Origin of the sequence: Streptomyces corchorusii, from assembly GCF_001514055.1 — a bacterium.
In the GTDB taxonomy this organism is placed as follows: Bacteria; Actinomycetota; Actinomycetes; order Streptomycetales; family Streptomycetaceae; genus Streptomyces; species Streptomyces olivaceoviridis.
The window spans coordinates 649,829-665,528 of record NZ_KQ948352.1 but is presented as its reverse complement, the minus strand read 5'-3'; the positions used below and the strand labels follow the sequence as shown (position 1 = coordinate 665,528).

Here is a 15,700-nt window from a genome sequence, read left to right as displayed (position 1 = left end):
GTCCTCTACACTCACCCCGGTGATGCGTGACATGGCACAGAACACCCAGGGCGACCAGATGCCCGCGCTCCCCCGGCTCGGCGGCCGGCGGAGCAGCTACCGCGAGCGGGTCGCGGACGCCCTGCGCGCCGCGCTGATCGCGGGCGAGCTGCGGCCGGGCGAGGTGTACTCGGCGCCCTCGCTGGCCGCCCGGTTCGGCGTCTCGGCCACGCCGGTGCGGGAGGCGATGCTCGACCTGGCCAAGGAGGGGCTGGTCGACACCGTGCCCAACAAGGGCTTCCGGGTCACCGCCGTCTCCGACCGACAGCTGGACGAGTACACGCACGTCCGGGCGCTCATCGAGATCCCCACCGTGGTGGACCTGGCCCGCACGGCCGACCGCGTCTCCCTGGAGGCGCTGCGCCCGGCGGCCCGGGAGATCGTCACCGCCGCGGTGGCGGGCGACCTGATCGCCTACGTCGAGGCCGACACCCGCTTCCACCTCGGGCTGCTCGCCCTGGCGGGCAACGCCCACCTGGTCGAGGTCGTCGCCGACCTGCGCAAGCGCTCCCGTCTGTACGGGCTGACCGCGCTGGTGGAGGCGGGCAGGCTGCTCGCCTCCGCCGAGGAGCACCTGGAGCTGCTGGACGCCCTGCTGGAACGCGACGAGAAGGCCGTACACGCGATCATGACCCGGCACCTGGGGCATGTGCGCAGCCTGTGGGCGGCGACGGACTGACCGGCGTACGGCGCCGGACATCTCACGGCCAGGGATCCGCGCCGCGATGGTTTTTGCATGATCCGGCGGCCCGCACGGAACAAAAACCGGCGATTTTGCGTCACATCGGCACATCCCCGACCATGGGACGCGTCCCGGTGATCCCGGGAACACCAGTTCCATGAGAGGCGCACCACCCATGCACAACACCGGAACCGTCCCGCAGTCGGCTCCGGCCCCCGCGGAGATCCCCGCGGAGACCCCCACGGCTCCCGTCGAGGACCCGCACGGCGACAGCGGCAGGCATGCCCGCCGGTTCGGTCTGCCCGTCGCCACCGCGCTGGTCATGGGCAACATCATCGGCGGCGGCATCTTCCTGCTCCCCGCGTCCATCGCCCCCTACGGCACGGTCAGCCTGGTGGCCTTCGGGGTGCTGACCGTCGGCGCCATCGCGCTGGCCCTGGTCTTCGGCCGGCTCGCCGCGCGCGACCCGCGCACCGGCGGCCCCTACGTCTACGCCCGCGAGGCGTTCGGTGACTTCGCGGGGTTCCTCGCGGCCTGGTCGTACTGGATCACCACCTGGGTGTCGAACGCCGCGCTCGCCGTGGCCGCCGTCGGCTACCTCGACGTGCTGATCCCGGTGAACCAGCACCGCTGGACCGCCTGCCTGGCCGCGCTGGTCCTCCAGTGGCTGCCCGCCCTCGCCAACTTCGCGGGCACCCGGTACGTGGGTGCGGTGCAGCTGGTGTCCACGGTGCTGAAGTTCGTGCCGCTGCTGCTCGTCGCGGTCGGCGGGCTGTTCTTCTTCGACCCCGGCCGGCTCGGCCCGTTCAACTCCAGCGGCCAGGGCGCGATCGGCGCGGTGTCGGCCTCCGCCGCCCTGCTCCTCTTCTCCTACCTCGGGGTGGAGTCCGCCGCCGTCAGCGCGGGCGAGGTCAGGAACGCCCGCCGCAACGTGGGGCGCGCCACCGTGATCGGCACCGCGGGGGCGGCGCTGGTGTACCTGCTGGGCACGCTGTCGGTGTTCGGCACGGTCGCGCACGACCGCCTGGTGACCTCCACCGCGCCGTTCTCGGACGCCGTGAACACGATGTTCGGCGGCAGCTGGGGCGGTACGGCCGTGGCGCTGGCCGCCCTCGTGTCGATGACCGGCTGCCTCAACGGCTGGACCCTGCTGAGTGCCCAGACACCGTACGCGGCGGCCCGCGACGGGCTGTTCCCGAGCGCCTTCACGCGCCGGCGGCGGGGCGTGCCCACGGCCGGGGTGGGCGTGACGGTCGTCCTCGCCTCGCTGCTCACCGTCTACAACTACGTCTCGGGTTCGGGCAGGGTCTTCGAGGTCCTGGTCCTGGTCACCACGTTCACCGCGACCGTGCCGTACCTGCTGGCCGCCGCCGCGCAGATCTTCCACCTCGTGTCCGGCCGTCCCGAGGCGGTCGACCGGGCCCGGCTGGTGCGGGACTGCGTGGTCACCGCGGTGGCCGCCGCCTTCTCGGTCTGGCTGATGGCGGGCGCCGGCTACGCGGCGGTCTACCAGGGCGTGCTGTTCCTGTTCGTCGGGATCATCGTCTACGCCCTGATGGCGGCACGACGGCAGCGCAAGCAGGCGATGCCCTCGGCGACCGGTCGCTGACGTACCGGCCGGCCCCCTTCAGGCGCCGCCGGACGCCGTGCGCGGGGGCGTGCTGTGTACTCCCGGCCGGTACTTGGGGACGCGGATCGTGATCTTCATGCCGGCTCCGACGCCGGTCTCGATCACCAGCCCGTGGCCGTCGCCGTAGACCTGCCGCAGCCGCTCGTCCACGTTGCGCAGCCCGATGCCCGTCGACGGGCCGCCCTCGCCGCGCAGGATCCGGCGCAGCCGGTCCGGTTCCATGCCGATCCCGTTGTCCTCGATGACGATGCGGGCCAGGGCCCCCTCGTCCAGCGCGGTGATGCTGATCCGGCTGCGCTCGACGCTCTCCTCCAGCCCGTGCTTGACGGCGTTCTCCACCAGCGGCTGGAGGCACAGGAAGGGCACCGTCACGGGCAGCACCTCGGGGGCGATCTGGAGGGTCACGCGCAACCGCTGCCCGAACCGGGCGCGGACCAGTTCCAGGAACTGCTCGATGGAGCGCAGCTCCTCGGCCAGCGTGGTGAACTCGCCGTGCCGGCGGAAGGAGTAGCGGGTGAAGTCGGCGAACTCCAGGAGGAGCTCGCGTGCCCGCTCGGGGTCGGTGCGGACGAACGAGGCGATCGCCGCCAGGGAGTTGTAGATGAAGTGCGGGGAGATCTGCGCGCGCAGCGCCCGGATCTCCGCCTCGATCAGTCCCGTGCGGGCCCGGTCCAGCTCGGCGAGTTCGAGCTGCACGGAGATCCAGCGCGCCACCTCCTCGGCGGCCCGCAGGAGGGACGCCGACTCCCGGACGCCGAGCACGACGAGGGCGCCGAGCACCCGCCCGTCGACGGTGAGCGGCACGGCCGCGCCCCAGCGCACGGGACAGTCCGGGTCCGGGCAGCCGACGGCGAAGGTCTGGGCGCGGCCGGTGCCGAGCACCTGGCGGACCCGGTCCGAGACGGTGTCCTCGTGGTGCCGGCCCGGCCCGTCCCAGGCCAGCGGCCGGTCCCGGTCGGTGAGGCCGAGCGCGGCCGTGCCGAACAGCGGCCGGAGCCGTCGTACCGCCTTGCGGGCCGCGTCCTCGGTGAGTCCGGCGCGCAGCGGGGGCGCGGCCTCCGACGCGGTGTGCAGGGTGTGGAAGGTGGCGCGTTCCACGGGGGTGCCGGGGTCCGTCCCGCCCCCGGCTGCGCGACGGGCCAGCAGGCGTCCGGCGGCGAGGCCCCCGGCGAACAGCAGCGGGGCCCCGGCGGCGAGGAGGGCGAACGCGTTCACGCGCGGGCCCCCTCGGCCGCGGGCCGGTGGGTCGTCATGGGGTGGTCGCTCCTCGGCGGGTGGTGGGGGCGCCCTGGCCGGCGGGGCGTTCGGGCAGGTGGAGGCGGGCCATGGCGGCCTCGGTGCCGGCCGGGATCCGGTCCCGGGTGGCCACGGAGACCAGGAGCATGGTCAGGAAGCCGAGCGGTACGGACCACACGGCCGGCCAGGCGAGCAGGGTGTGCGCCCAGCCGTCGGTCAGGGGCCCGGCGATGGTCAGGGCGACCGCGACGAGGGCGCTGCCACCGCCGGTGAGCAGCCCCGCGACGGCGCCGGGCGCGGTGAGGCCGCGCCACCAGATGCCGAGCACCAGCAGCGGGCAGAAGGAGGAGGCGGCCACCGCGAAGGCGAGGCCGACGGCGTTGGCGACGGGGAGGTTGCCGGCGGCCACGCTCACCGTGACGGGCACGGCGACCGCCAGGAGCGTCGCCAGCCGGAAGTGGCGGACGCCGAGGGAGGGCAGGACGTCCTGGCTGAGCACGCCCGCGACGGACAGGGTGAGCCCGGAGGCGGTGGACAGGAAGGCGGCGCAGGCGCCGGCGGCGATCAGCGCGCCGAGCAGGTCGCCGCCCGCTCCGCCGACGAGGCGTTCCGGCAGGACGAGCACGGCGGCGTCCGTGGTGCCGGTGAGCAGCAGGTCGGGGGCGTAGATGCGGCCGAGCAGGCCGTAGAGGGGCGGCAGCAGGTAGAAGCCGCCGACCAGGGCGAGCACGATCACGGTGGTGCGCCGGGCGGCGCGGCCGTCGGGGTTGGTGTAGAAGCGGACGAGGACGTGGGGCAGCCCCATGGTGCCGAGGAAGGTGGCGAAGATCAGCCCGTACGTCGTGTAGAGCGGGTGATCGTCCTTGCCGCCCGACAGGGGCGCCGCCCAGCTGGAGGCTCCGGTGCGCCGTCCGTCGTCAGACGCGCGCTCGGGCACCGGGGTGTCCGGCGGGAACCGGAGGGTCGTCCCGGCCCGGACCTCGTGCACCCCGGGGTCGAGCAGCAGGGGGCCGTCGTCGTAGCCCTGTCCGTCCACGGCGCCGGTCGCGACGGCCCGCAGCGGCGTCTCGATCCGGATGCGGACGGTGGTCTCGACGGTGACCTGGGTGTGCCGGCGGAAGGTCGGCGGTTCGTCCAGGGCGCCGGCGGGGCGCGGGTCGCCGTGCCAGGCGAGCACCAGGAAGACCGCGGGCACGAGCAGGGCGGTCAGTTTCAGGCAGTATTGGAAGGCCTGGACGAAGGTGATGCTGCGCATGCCGCCGGCGGCCACGGCCAGGGTGACGACGACGGCGACGAGCACCCCGCCGAGCCAGCGCGGTGCGCCGGTGACCAGGCCGAGGGTGAGGCCCGCGCCCTGGAGCTGGGGCAGCAGGTAGAGCCAGCCGACGCCGACGACGAGCACGCTGGCGACGCGCCGGGCGGCCCTCGACTCCAGCCGCGCGTCGGCGAAGTCGGGCAGGGTGTACGCCCCGGAGCGGCGCAGCGGGGCGGCGACGAACACGAGCAGCACGAGGTAGCCGGCGGCGTAGCCGACGGGGAACCAGAGCATCTCGACGCCCTCGGCGGCGACGAGTCCGGCGATGCCGAGGAAGGAGGCCGCCGACAGGTACTCGCCGCTGATGGCCATGGCGTTGAGGTACGGCGGCACGGTACGGGAGGCGACGTAGAAGTCGGAGGTGGTGCGGGAGATGCGCAGCCCCGTCGAGCCGATCACCAGGGTCGCGACGACCGCCGCCGACACGGCCACGATGCCGTACGTCTGGTTCACCAGGCGGCCCCCGCGCGGCCGGGCCGGTGGTGCGGAGCGTCGGTCACCGTCAGGCCCTTTCGGCGAGGTCCGCGGTGTCCCGTTCGTTGCGTTCGGCGCGTACGACGTACCAGCGGCCGATGACGACGAGCGCCGGGTAGACGGCGACGCCGAGAACGGCCCACACGATCAGGGCGCTGCCCGGCCGGACACCCGTGTCCGGCCGGGCCGTGAGAACGAGGGGCAGTGGCCCGAGGAGGACGACGAGCAGACCGAACGCGAGGAGGCCGAGCCGGAGTTGACGGCGTATCAGGGCGCGAAGGGCGAGGGATGCGACGGCCGGGCCCTCCTCGCCGGCCCGGACGGCACCGGGGCGGGCGTGACCTTGGCCCCCGTGGCCCCCGTGGTCCACGCGGGCCGCACGCGGAGTCCCCGTGACCACTTCACGTCGAGGAGTCCCAGGAGCACCCATGCCGCGTCCTCCGACCGCGATGATCACACGTCGCAGTGGAGTGTACGCACCAGGGAACCAAAGCGACAGCTTCCGGTCAGCGACCGTTGCCGGGCGGGTCCGTCGTGGCCTTCTCGACCAGCAGATCCCGCAGTTCGCGGGCGCACCGGCGGCTCACGAGCAGCACCGACGCGCCGATCCTGACCGTCAGCCTCCCCCCGTCGACCCGCAGGGCGTCGATGCGGGCGAGGGAGACGAGATGGCGCCGGTGGATCCGCACGAAGCCCTTCGCCCGCCAGCACTCCTCCAGCGTGGACAACGGGATGCGCACCAGGTGGCTGTCCTCGCGGGTGTGGAGCCGGGCGTGGTCGCCATGGGCCTCGGCACGGGTGATGTCGGCGACGGGCAGGAACCGTGTGACGCCCTCGCGCTCCACCGGGACGCCGTCGGCGAGCGGCCGGGGCCCGGAGCGGCCCGGGTGGGGGGCGCGGTCGGCCGCGACCAGTTCGGCGACCCGCCGCACCGCCTCGGCCAGGCGCTCGCGCCGCACCGGCTTGAGCAGCCAGTCGACGGCCCGGACCCCGGGCGCCCGGAGCGCGTACTCCTCGTGTTCCGCGTGCGCGGAGACGAAGACGACGCGGGGCGGCTCGGCGCGACCGGCGAGCAGCCGGGCGAGGTCCAGACCGCTGAACCCCGCCATGCGGACGTCCAGGAACACCGCGTCGATGTCCGCCGCGCCGTCCGCCCCTCGCCGGCCCAGCCGCCGCAGCGCCTCGGCCGCTTCGAGGACCCCCTCCGCCGACCGCACCCGGGGATCGGCCCGCAGCAGGAACAGCAGTTCGGCGAGGGCCGGTTCCTCGTCGTCGACGGCCAGCACCCGAAGCATGGCGACTCCCCAGGAAGCGGACGGGCGGGGGCCGTGGGCGTGCGGTGTCCCCGTGCGGGACCACGGGGCGGGGGGCCGACGGGTTCAACGGGAGGGAGGCGTCCGATGGCCGGGCACAGCACAGGGCCGGTTTTCGGATGACTCCGAAAACCGGCCCTGGTCTACGACTCTCACGAGTCGGGACGACAGGATTTGAACCTGCGACCCCTTGACCCCCAGTCAAGTGCGCTACCAAGCTGCGCCACGTCCCGCCGCGGTCTCACGCGGAGCGTTCCGCGTGATCACGCAGGTCAACCCTACCGCACCTGAGCGGGTGCCCGTGTCGCCTCCGGTACGGCGTCCGGGACGGACGGGCGGCCGGTGCGGTGGACCGGGACGAGGAGGGCGGCGCCGGTCGCGGCCAGGCAGAGGACGGCGAGCAGGGCCCAGCCGTGGGTGTAGCCGGAGGCGTACGGCAGGCCCGAGGGCTGGAGCCGGCCGGTGACCAGGACGCTGGTGAGCGCGGCGCCGATCGAGCCGCCGATGGTGCGGATGTTGGCGTTCATGCCGGTCGCGGCGCCGGTCTGCTCCGCCGGCACGCTGCCCACGATGAGGTTGGCCATCGAGGCGAAGGCGAGTCCGATGCCGAGGCCGAACAGGCCCGAGACGACGGCCACCTGCCACTGCTCGTCATGCCACAGGGTGAGGAAGCCGCAGGCCAGTGCGCCGAGCGCGGCGCCCGTGGTGAGCAGCGCCTTCGCGCCGACGCGGGGTTCCAGGCGGCCCGACAGGACGCCGGAGAGGAACATCGCGACCAGCATCGGCAGCATGAGCAGTCCGGACGCGGTGACACTGGCGCCGAAGCCGTAACCGGCCGCGGACGGCGTCTGGACGAAGCCCGGCAGGAAGGACCAGATGGAGTACATGCCGGCGCCGAACAGCAGCGCGGCCGTGTTGGTCGTCCACACCGCGGGCAGCCGCAGCACCCGCAGGTCGATGAGCGGGGTGCGCGAGCGGGCCTCGGTCGCGAGCCACACGCCGAAGAGCACGACGGCGGCGGTGAACAGACCGAGCACCTTCGCCGAGCCCCAGCCCCACTGGCCGGCCTGGCTCAACGGCAGCAGCAGGGCCACCAGCCAGCCGGAGAGCAGCACGGACCCGCTCCAACTGACCTTCCCCTGCGCCCGCTTGGGCGACTCGGGGACGTAGCGCAGCGCGATCAGGACCGTCGCGGCGACGACCGCCACCGGGATCCAGAACAGCCAGCGGTAGTCGAGCGCGGACACGATCGGACCGGCGGCCACGATGCCGACCCCGCCGCCCGCGGCGATCACGGCCGAGAGGTTGCTGATGCTGCCGCTGACCTCGCCGGGGGCGAACTCGTCCCGGATGATGCCGAAGGAGAGCGGGAACAGGGCGCCGCCGACGCCCTGGACGACGCGGGCGATGATGAGCACGCCGATGTTCGGGGCGAGCGCGGCGACGAGACAGCCCGCGAGGACGGCCAGCAGGACGGCGACGAGGGTCCGCTTCTTGCCGACGAGGTCGCCGACCCGGCCGAGGATCGGGGTGAAGACCGAGGCGGACAGCAGGTAGGCCGTCATCACCCAGGTCGCGGTGGACTGCGAGGTGTGCAGGGCGTGTTGGACGGTCGGCAGGGCCGGCGCGATCAGCGACTGGAGCATGGAGAACACGCCGGCACCGGTCGCGAGGACCGCGAAGGTGAGGCGAGTGGACGCGCGGGGCATGAAGAAGCCTCTCCGAAATCAGGGACGCGGAGGGAGAACAGGGACGCGGAGGGTCGGTACCGAGTGAGCCGGGCGCCGCGGGCGCGGTCGTACGGGCCGCGCCACGCAGATGCCCGGCAGCCGGCTCCGCGGGCCGCGTCCGGCCACGGCGGAGCCGACCCCGCACTGTTAAAGTGGAGGTATGCCTCCACTGTAGCGGAGGTACCCCTCCGGTTCCAGTCGATTCCCTCCCGGGAGGCAGCAGTGACGGCCACGCCGTTCCCCGTCGGCGAGATCGTGGCGGCCCGCCGGCCGCACCGAAAGGACGCCGCCCGCAACTACGACGCCCTGCTCGACGCGGCCCGCGAGGCGTTCGCGGAGCACGGCGCCGACGCCTCCCTGGAGGACATCGCCCGCCGCGCGGGCGTCGGCATCGGCACCCTGTACCGGAACTTCCCGACCCGCCGCGACCTGTTCGAGAGCGTCTACGCCGACGACGTCAACGCCCTGTGCCGGGCGGCCGTCGAGCTCGCGGACCGGGAACCGTGGGAGGCGCTGACGGCCTGGCTGAACCGGTTCTCCGGGTACATGGTCACCAAGCGCGCCGTGCGCGAAGCCCTCGACGGCGAGTCGGACATCTTCCAGTCCTGCCGCGACTCCATGTTCGCGGCCGGCGGCCCCCTGCTGGAGCGGGCGCAGCGGGCCGGCGTCGCCCGGACGGACATGGACTTCGGTGATCTGGTGCGGATGGTCGCCGGGATCACGGCGACGGCGTTCGAGGACGACGCCCAGCGCGACCGGGTCCTCGCCATCGCCTTGGACGGAGTCCGCACCACCCGCTGAGCGCACCGGTCCGCGGACCGCCCGCCCCCTACTTGATGAGCGCGTTCGCCACCACCACCACGACCCCCAGGCACGCGTCCCCGAGCCCCATGAGGACGGCGGTCGGCCAGCGGCGCGCCGACCAGCGGGCGGTGACGAGGCCGATGCCGAAGAGGATCACGATGTTGAGGGCGAACGCCACGTACTCGACGCCTTTCGCGGGCCACCACCCCCAGCGCGCGCCCGCGAGCAGGAAGACCGTGGGCAGCACGGCCGTGACCAGCGGCCACTCGTTGCGCATGGCGAGCAGGACGTCCCACCGGCCGTGCGGGGCGCGCTCGGCGATGTAGTGGGCGTAGCCGTGGGCGAGGGCGGAGGCGCACGCGGTCACCAGCACCCATGCCGCGTCGTAGCCGCGGACGTCGGCGGACGTGTGCCCGTACTGGGTGAGCGCCGCGACCATCGAGCTGGCGAGGACGGCGCCGTACACCCCGCCGAACAGGACGATCTCCCGTGTGCCGTGCTGCCGGGGCGGCGCCGGTCCGGCCGCCGTGGAGTCAGCCATGTCCCCACGATCACCCGGGCCCCGCGCCCCCGCCAGCCGGCGCTCCCCGACGAAGTGTCCCCCGACCAGGCCCGATGCCCCACACCCTGTCCATGGCGGCGCGGCTGCCGCACCGGCCAGGGTCGGTGGCATGACGCACAGCTTCGCGCTTCACATCCCCGACGCCGACCTCGAACCCGAGCCCCTGGACCCGGGGCAGATCGTGGCCGGGAACCCCGAGGTGACGGGGAAGGTGGTGTGGGAGTCGGCGGACGGCCGGCAGCTCCGCGGGATCTGGCAGATCACCCCGGGCGTGGTCACGGACACGGAGGCGGACGAGCTGTTCGTGGTGATCAGCGGCTCGGCGACCATCGAGGTCGAGGGCGGGCCGACGCTGAGGGTGGGGCCCGGCGACATGGCGGTGCTGCGCGCGGGCGACCGTACGACGTGGACCGTGCACGAGACGCTGCGCAAGGCCTACGCGATCAACCTGTGAGACCGCATCCCGGTGTGAGGCCGTATCACCGCGGGGAGCCGTCCCCCGGCGGCCCCGTCGTCCCCCGGATCTCCAGTGTCGGCACGGCCAGCCGCACCCGCCCCTCGCCGTCCGGCCGTTCGAAGCGGTCCAGCAGGCAGCGGGCGGCGCGCCGGCCCACCTCGTGCGGGGCGGTGTCGACGGTGGTCAGCCACAGGTGCCGCAGCCGGGAGACGCTGGTGTTGTCGTACCCGGTCACCGACAGCTCGCCGGGCACGCTCAGCCCCAGCTCACCGGCCGCCGACAGCGCGCCCACCGCGGCCATGTCGTTGACGGCGAAGAGCGCCGTGGGCCGCTCGGCGCGGCTGAGCAGGCGGACGGTTCCGCGGTAGCCGCCCTCCTCGGTCAGATCGCCGGGTTCGACGAGCGGTTCGGCGCCGTGCGCCCGCATCGCCGTCTCGAAGCCCCGCCGGCGCAGCGCGCCGACGGCCCCGTGGCCGGCGAGGTGCGCGATCCGGCGGTGGCCGAGCCCGAGCAGGTGCTCGGTGGCGAGCCGGGCGCCCCGCTCGTCGTCGCCGGCGACGACGTCCACGCCCGGCGGCTGCGCCTCGCGGGCACCCGCCACGACCACCGGCATCCGCCGCGCGAGCGCGCCGAGGCCGCCCGCGTCCGGGACCGTGCCGACCACCACCAGTCCGTCGACGCCCAGGTCCAGGAAGGGCTCGGCGAGGTCGTGGCCCATCCGCCGGCCCAGGCGGGCGTCGGCGAGGAGCATGTGCAGACCGGCCGCGTGCAGCAGGGAGTTCAGCCCGTCGAGCAGCTCGACGAACCAGGGGTTGCGCAGGTCGTCCAGGAGGACACCGATGGTGCGGGTGCGCTGCTCGCTCAGGCTGCGGGCCGCCGCGTTCGGCCGGTAGCCCAGCTCGCGCACGGCCCGCAGGACCGCCTCCCGCTTCTCGGGGCGCACCGGACCGGAGCCGCGCAGCACCAGGGACACGAGCGACTTCGACACGCCGGCCCGTTCGGCCACGTCGCGGATCGTCGGCGGTCTCATGGGATGGACCGTTCCATGCGGCGCGCCGCGCTGTCAAAGGGTTGACACGCTGGTCATGTCCGAACAAAGGTGGCCCGGAGCGGATCTGGACCGGTCCAACAACCGGTCCGAGGGAGAGGGGCTGTCATGGTGGACGCGCTCGGTGTCGCCGTCATCGGGTTCGGCTGGATGGGCCGGGTGCACACCCAGGCGTACGCCCGTCTCCCGCACCACTACCCCCGGCTGCCGTTGCGGCCCCGGCTCGTCACCGTCGCCGAGGAGGTGCCGGGGCGGGCGGAGGAGGCCGCCGAGCGGTTCGGGTTCGCCTCGGCGACCCGGGACTGGCGCGAGGTGGCCGCCGACCCGCGCGTCCAGGCGGTGAGCGTCACCGCGCCGAACTTCCTGCACCGGGAGATCGGCGTGGCGATGGCCGAGGCCGGCAAGCACCTGTGGATCGAGAAGCCGGTGGGCCTGACCGCCGATGACGCCCGCGCGGTCGCCGACGCCGTCGTCAAGGCCGGCGTGCGGGGCACGGTCGGCTTCAACTACCGCAACGCGCCCGCCGTCGAGGCCGCCCGCGAGCTCATCGCCGCCGGCGAGATCGGCACGGTCACCCACGTCCGCATCCGCCTCTTCAGCGACTACGCGGCCCATCCGGACGGCGCCCTGACCTGGCGTTACGAGCGCGAGCGCGGTGGCAGCGGGGTGCTGGGCGACCTGGCCTCGCACGGCGCCGACCTGGCCCGCTTCCTGCTCGGCGACATCGCCTCGCTCACCGCGGACACGGCGGTCTTCGTCCCGGAACGCGCCCGTCCGAGCGGGGCGACGGCCGGCCACGCCCTGGCCGCCGGCGGCGAGCCGGGCCCGGTCGAGAACGAGGACTACGTCAGCTGCCTGCTCCGCTTCGCCTCCGGCGCCCGCGGCGTCCTGGAGGCCTGCCGGGTCTCGGTCGGCGAGCAGAACAACTACGGCTTCGAGGTGCACGGCACCCGGGGCGCGGTGTTCTGGGACTTCCGCCGGATGAACGAGCTGAAGGTGAGCCGGGGCACGACGTACCAGGACCAGCCGGTGAGCACGGTGTACGTCGGTCCGGGTGCCGGGGAGTTCGCCGCGTTCCAGCCGGGCGCGGCCAACGCGATGGGCTACGACGACCTGAAGGTGATCGAGGCCTACCGCTTCGTCCGCTCCATCGCCGAGGGCACCCCGTACGGCACCACGCTCGCGGACGCGGTGCACAGCGCGACCGTGCTGGACGCGATGGCGGAGTCGGCCGCGAGCGGGACCTGGGTCACCCTGCCGGGGGCGTAGGCATGTTGTACGGCGTGACCACCTGGATCGGGGACGGCAGGACCGGCCCGGCCGGCGGCAGCGCGCCGTGGAAGCGCATCACCTCGTGGCAGGCCTCGCGCAGATCGTGCCGCAGGTCGTGGTGGAGCACGGCGGACAGCCGGTGCTCGCGCAGCAGCCGGGTGTTGTCGTGGTCGAGGTCGTGCGCGACGAACACGGCGCACTCGCGGCCGAGGTCGGCGAAGGCCCGCAGGGTGGCGTTGTTGCCGCCGCCGATGGAGTACACCGCCCGGATCCCCGGGTCGCGTTCCAGGGCGGTGCGGACCAGGTCGTACTGCGTGGCGTCCAGACCCTGGCCCTCGGCGATCTCCACCAGCGCCCGGTGCGGGTGCCGGGCCCGCATGACGCCGCGGAAGCCCATCTCGCGCTCCTCCTCGTTGCGGAAGAAGCCGCTGCTGAGGCTGGTGAGGACGTTGCCGGGCCGGTCCCCGAGCCACTGGCCCATCAGGTAGGCGGCGGTCGCGCCGGCCGCCCGGTTGTCGATGCCGACGTAGCCGACGCGTCCGCTCGCGGGCAGGTCGGTGACGAGGGTGACGACCGGGACCCCGGCGGCGGTCAGCCGGCCGACGGCCGCGGTGACCTCGGGGACGTCCGGCGCCTTGAGGATCACGCCCTGCGAGCCGCGCCGGGCGATCCGGTCGAGCGTGCCGACCAGCTCGCGGACCGGTCCGGTCTCCCGGAAGTGGAAGCGGGAGCGCACGACGGCCGGGTGCAGGGCGGGCAGTTCGGCCTCCAGGGCGGCGCGTACGGCCGTGGTGAACCGCTCGGGCGCCTGGGCCACGATGTCGACCATGAAGGTACGGCCGACCAGCCGGACCTGGGTGCGCTGCCGGTCGAGATCGGCGATGGCCCGGTGCACCTCCCGCGCGGTGCTCTCCCGCACCCCTCCCCTGCCGTTCAGCACCCGGTCCACGGTGGCCTCGCTGAGACCGGCCTGACGTGCGATCTCCCGGATCGGGAAGGGGTGGCCCATGGACCGGCTCCTTGAGGGGTTTTTGATGGCCTCGTGCTGGTTGTTCGAGGGGTTTGTACTGACAAGAATGACAGGACCGCGCCACTGCCGTGACCGGAATCCCGGCGCTCCCGTGACCGAAGGCGCGCCGCTCCCGTGACCGAAAGAGGGACACCGATGTCCGTCGCCGCCGTGCCAGGCCCTGCCTGGCTGTCCGAGCAGGACTGCGATCTCGGCGCGTTCCGCGCCCTGGTGGAGCGGACCACGGACGCCGCCGGCTACCCGCACGCCGCGTCCGTCGTGGAGAACGTCCTCGTGTACGAGGGTGAGCGGCTGCGGACGGCCGGCGACCGGAGCGCGCTGCGGGCCGAACTGGTGCGGGCGCTCGCCGAGGGCCCCGGGATCGTCGTCGTCCGGGGCGCCTTCCCGGAGCCGGACGTCGTCGACCGGGTCACGGCGGTGTTCGAGGCGCTGATCGCCGAGCAGCGGGCCGCGGGGGCGACCGCGGGCGACCACTTCGCCGCGCCGGGCGCCAACGACCGGGTGTGGAACGCGCTGGAGAAGACGGCCCTGTACGACGCGGAGGCGTTCGCCGACTACTACGCCAACGACGTCCTGGCGCTGCTCGCCACGGCCTGGCTGGGCCCCGGCTACCAGGTCACCTCCCAGGTCAACGTGGTCAACCCGGGCGGCGCCGGACAGACCGCGCACCGGGACTACCACCTGGGCTTCCTGAGCAACGCGGTGGCCGCCGCCTACCCCGCGCACGTGCACCGCCTCTCCCCCGTGCTCACCCTCCAGGGCGCGGTCGCCCACTGCGCCATGCCGGTGGAGTCCGGGCCGACGCTGTACCTGCCGTACTCCCAGCTCTACGAGCCGGGCTACCTGGCCTGGCGGCTACCGGAGTTCCAGGAGTACTTCGCGGCCCACCACGTGCGGCTCCCGCTCGCGAAGGGCGACGCCGCCTTCTTCAACCCGGCGCTCTTCCACGCCGCCGGCACCAACCGGACGGCGGACGTCCGGCGCACGGCCAACCTCCTCCAGATCTCGTCCGCGTTCGGCCGCGCGATGGAGACCGTGGACCGCGAGGCGGTGTCGAACGCGGTGTTCCCGGTGCTGCTGCGGCGCAAGGCGGCGGGCGCGTCGGAGGAGTGGCTGGAGAACGTGATCGCCGCGAGCGCCGAGGGCTATCCCTTCCCCACCAACCTGGACAGCGATCCGCCGGTCGCCGGGCTGGCCCCGCCGGCGCAGGCGGACCTGGTGCGGCGGGCGCTGAGGGAGACCTGGCAGCCCGAGCGGCTGCGCGAGGAACTGCGGGCGGCGGCGGAACGCCGGGAGAGCTGAGGCGGGGCATGGGACTTCTCGACGACAAGGTCGTTCTCGTCAACGGCGGCAGCCAGGGCGTGGGGGCCGCCGTCGCGCGGGCCGCCGTCCGCGAGGGCGCCGCCGTGGCGGTGAGCGGGCGGCGCCGGGAGCCGGGCGAGGCGCTGGTGGCGGAGCTGTCGGCGGCCGGCGGCGAGGCGGTGTACGTCCAGGCCGATCTGGCCGAGGCCGGGCAGGCCAAGGCGTCGGTCGCCGCGGTGGTGGACGCGTACGGCCGGATCGACTGCCTGGTCAACTCGGCCGGGCTGACCTCGCGGGGCACGCTGCTGGACACCACGCCGGAGCTGTTCGACGCGCACATCGCGGTCAACCTCAAGGGGCCGTTCTTCGCGATGCAGGCCGCGGTCGCCGACATGACGGCCCGCAAGGCGCCCGGCACGATCGTCAACGTCATCACCTCCTCGGCGCACGGCGGACAGCCGTTCCTCGCGCCGTACGTCGCCGCCAAGGCGGGCCTGGCGGGTCTGACCCGCAACGCGGCGCACGCCCACCGCTGGGACCGGATCCGGATCAACGGCCTGAACATCGGCTGGACCGCGACCGAGGGCGAGGACGCCACCCAGCGGGCCTTCCACGGCGCCGGCGACGACTGGCGGGAGCGGGCCGCGGCCCGGCTGCCGATGGGCAGGCTCGGCCGGCCGGACGAAATCGCGGACTTCGTGGTCTTCCTGCTGTCCGAGCGGTCGGGGGTGGTCACGGGGTCGGTGATCGACTGGGACCAGAACGTGCTCGGCGGCCTCGACTAGAACTGAAGCACCCACCCTAGG

The 15,700-nt window shown here is 74.0% G+C and carries 15 protein-coding genes and 1 tRNA gene; 7 read left to right on the top strand and 9 right to left on the bottom strand.

From position 1 onward, the window contains the following. The first annotated feature begins 22 nt into the window (after positions 1-22). Both AQJ11_RS07120 and AQJ11_RS07115 read left to right on the top strand, forming a co-directional pair. Complete coding sequence (locus tag AQJ11_RS07120) at positions 23-718, top strand: GntR family transcriptional regulator (protein WP_059262238.1); 696 nt, start codon at positions 23-25, stop codon at positions 716-718. Positions 719-896: 178 nt separating this feature from the next. Next, positions 897-2,330, top strand: a complete 1,434-nt coding sequence (locus AQJ11_RS07115) for an amino acid permease (protein ID WP_059262237.1) — start codon at positions 897-899, stop codon at positions 2,328-2,330. Positions 2,331-2,348: 18 nt separating this feature from the next. Here AQJ11_RS07115 and AQJ11_RS07110 read toward each other — a convergent pair whose 3' ends face one another. The 6 genes from AQJ11_RS07110 to AQJ11_RS07085 form a co-directional block, all read right to left on the bottom strand. After that, on the bottom strand, positions 2,349-3,566 hold the full coding sequence (locus AQJ11_RS07110) for a GAF domain-containing sensor histidine kinase (protein ID WP_059262236.1): 1,218 nt from the start codon (positions 3,564-3,566) through the stop codon (positions 2,349-2,351). 34 nt (positions 3,567-3,600) lie between these two features. Then, positions 3,601-5,355: a sodium/solute symporter gene (locus AQJ11_RS07105; RefSeq protein WP_059262235.1), complete on the bottom strand. Its 1,755-nt coding sequence runs from the start codon at positions 5,353-5,355 to the stop codon at positions 3,601-3,603. A gap of 49 nt (positions 5,356-5,404) precedes the next feature. Next, positions 5,405-5,806 carry a hypothetical protein gene (locus AQJ11_RS50815; RefSeq protein WP_063807663.1) on the bottom strand — a complete coding sequence of 134 codons (402 nt, stop codon included), beginning with the start codon at positions 5,804-5,806 and terminating at the stop codon, positions 5,405-5,407. A 76-nt stretch (positions 5,807-5,882) separates the two neighbouring features. Next, positions 5,883-6,671, bottom strand: coding sequence for a LytR/AlgR family response regulator transcription factor (locus AQJ11_RS07095; protein WP_059262234.1), 789 nt, complete (start codon positions 6,669-6,671; stop codon positions 5,883-5,885). Between the two features lie 177 nt (positions 6,672-6,848). After that, a tRNA-Pro gene (locus AQJ11_RS07090) sits at positions 6,849-6,922 on the bottom strand. Positions 6,923-6,967: 45 nt separating this feature from the next. Beyond that, positions 6,968-8,398, bottom strand: coding sequence for an MFS transporter (locus AQJ11_RS07085; RefSeq protein WP_014676284.1), 1,431 nt, complete (start codon positions 8,396-8,398; stop codon positions 6,968-6,970). A 243-nt stretch (positions 8,399-8,641) separates the two neighbouring features. On the opposite strand from AQJ11_RS07085, the gene AQJ11_RS07080 reads away from it, so the two are divergent. Beyond that, positions 8,642-9,220 (top strand): TetR/AcrR family transcriptional regulator, encoded by a 579-nt coding sequence (locus tag AQJ11_RS07080; protein WP_058082875.1) that lies wholly within the window; start codon positions 8,642-8,644, stop codon positions 9,218-9,220. A gap of 28 nt (positions 9,221-9,248) precedes the next feature. Here the strand turns inward: AQJ11_RS07080 and AQJ11_RS07075 are convergent, their stop codons facing one another. Beyond that, a complete protein-coding gene (locus AQJ11_RS07075) occupies positions 9,249-9,764 on the bottom strand; it encodes a hypothetical protein (protein ID WP_058082874.1) in 516 nt (171 codons plus the stop codon). 130 nt (positions 9,765-9,894) lie between these two features. Between AQJ11_RS07075 and AQJ11_RS07070 the strand changes: the two genes are divergently transcribed. Beyond that, positions 9,895-10,239 (top strand): cupin domain-containing protein, encoded by a 345-nt coding sequence (locus AQJ11_RS07070; protein ID WP_059262233.1) that lies wholly within the window; start codon positions 9,895-9,897, stop codon positions 10,237-10,239. A 25-nt stretch (positions 10,240-10,264) separates the two neighbouring features. On the opposite strand, the gene AQJ11_RS07065 is transcribed toward AQJ11_RS07070, so the two are convergent. Beyond that, positions 10,265-11,272 carry a LacI family DNA-binding transcriptional regulator gene (locus AQJ11_RS07065; protein WP_059262232.1) on the bottom strand — a complete coding sequence of 336 codons (1,008 nt, stop codon included), beginning with the start codon at positions 11,270-11,272 and terminating at the stop codon, positions 10,265-10,267. A gap of 126 nt (positions 11,273-11,398) precedes the next feature. Here AQJ11_RS07065 and AQJ11_RS07060 point away from each other — a divergent pair, with 126 nt between their 5' ends. Continuing rightward, positions 11,399-12,559 (top strand): Gfo/Idh/MocA family protein, encoded by a 1,161-nt coding sequence (locus AQJ11_RS07060; RefSeq protein WP_059262231.1) that lies wholly within the window; start codon positions 11,399-11,401, stop codon positions 12,557-12,559. Here the strand turns inward: AQJ11_RS07060 and AQJ11_RS07055 are convergent. Next, a complete protein-coding gene (locus AQJ11_RS07055) occupies positions 12,540-13,571 on the bottom strand; it encodes a LacI family DNA-binding transcriptional regulator (RefSeq protein ID WP_059262230.1) in 1,032 nt (343 codons plus the stop codon). The genes AQJ11_RS07060 and AQJ11_RS07055 overlap by 20 nt on opposite strands. A gap of 156 nt (positions 13,572-13,727) precedes the next feature. Here AQJ11_RS07055 and AQJ11_RS07050 point away from each other — a divergent pair, with 156 nt between their 5' ends. Both AQJ11_RS07050 and AQJ11_RS07045 read left to right on the top strand, forming a co-directional pair. Then, positions 13,728-14,894, top strand: a complete 1,167-nt coding sequence (locus AQJ11_RS07050) for a phytanoyl-CoA dioxygenase family protein (RefSeq protein ID WP_059262229.1) — start codon at positions 13,728-13,730, stop codon at positions 14,892-14,894. 8 nt (positions 14,895-14,902) lie between these two features. Next, the gene (locus tag AQJ11_RS07045) at positions 14,903-15,679 is read left to right on the top strand and encodes an SDR family oxidoreductase (protein WP_059262228.1); all 777 of its coding nucleotides are present in this window, start codon (positions 14,903-14,905) and stop codon (positions 15,677-15,679) included. Positions 15,680-15,700: the final 21 nt, after the last annotated feature.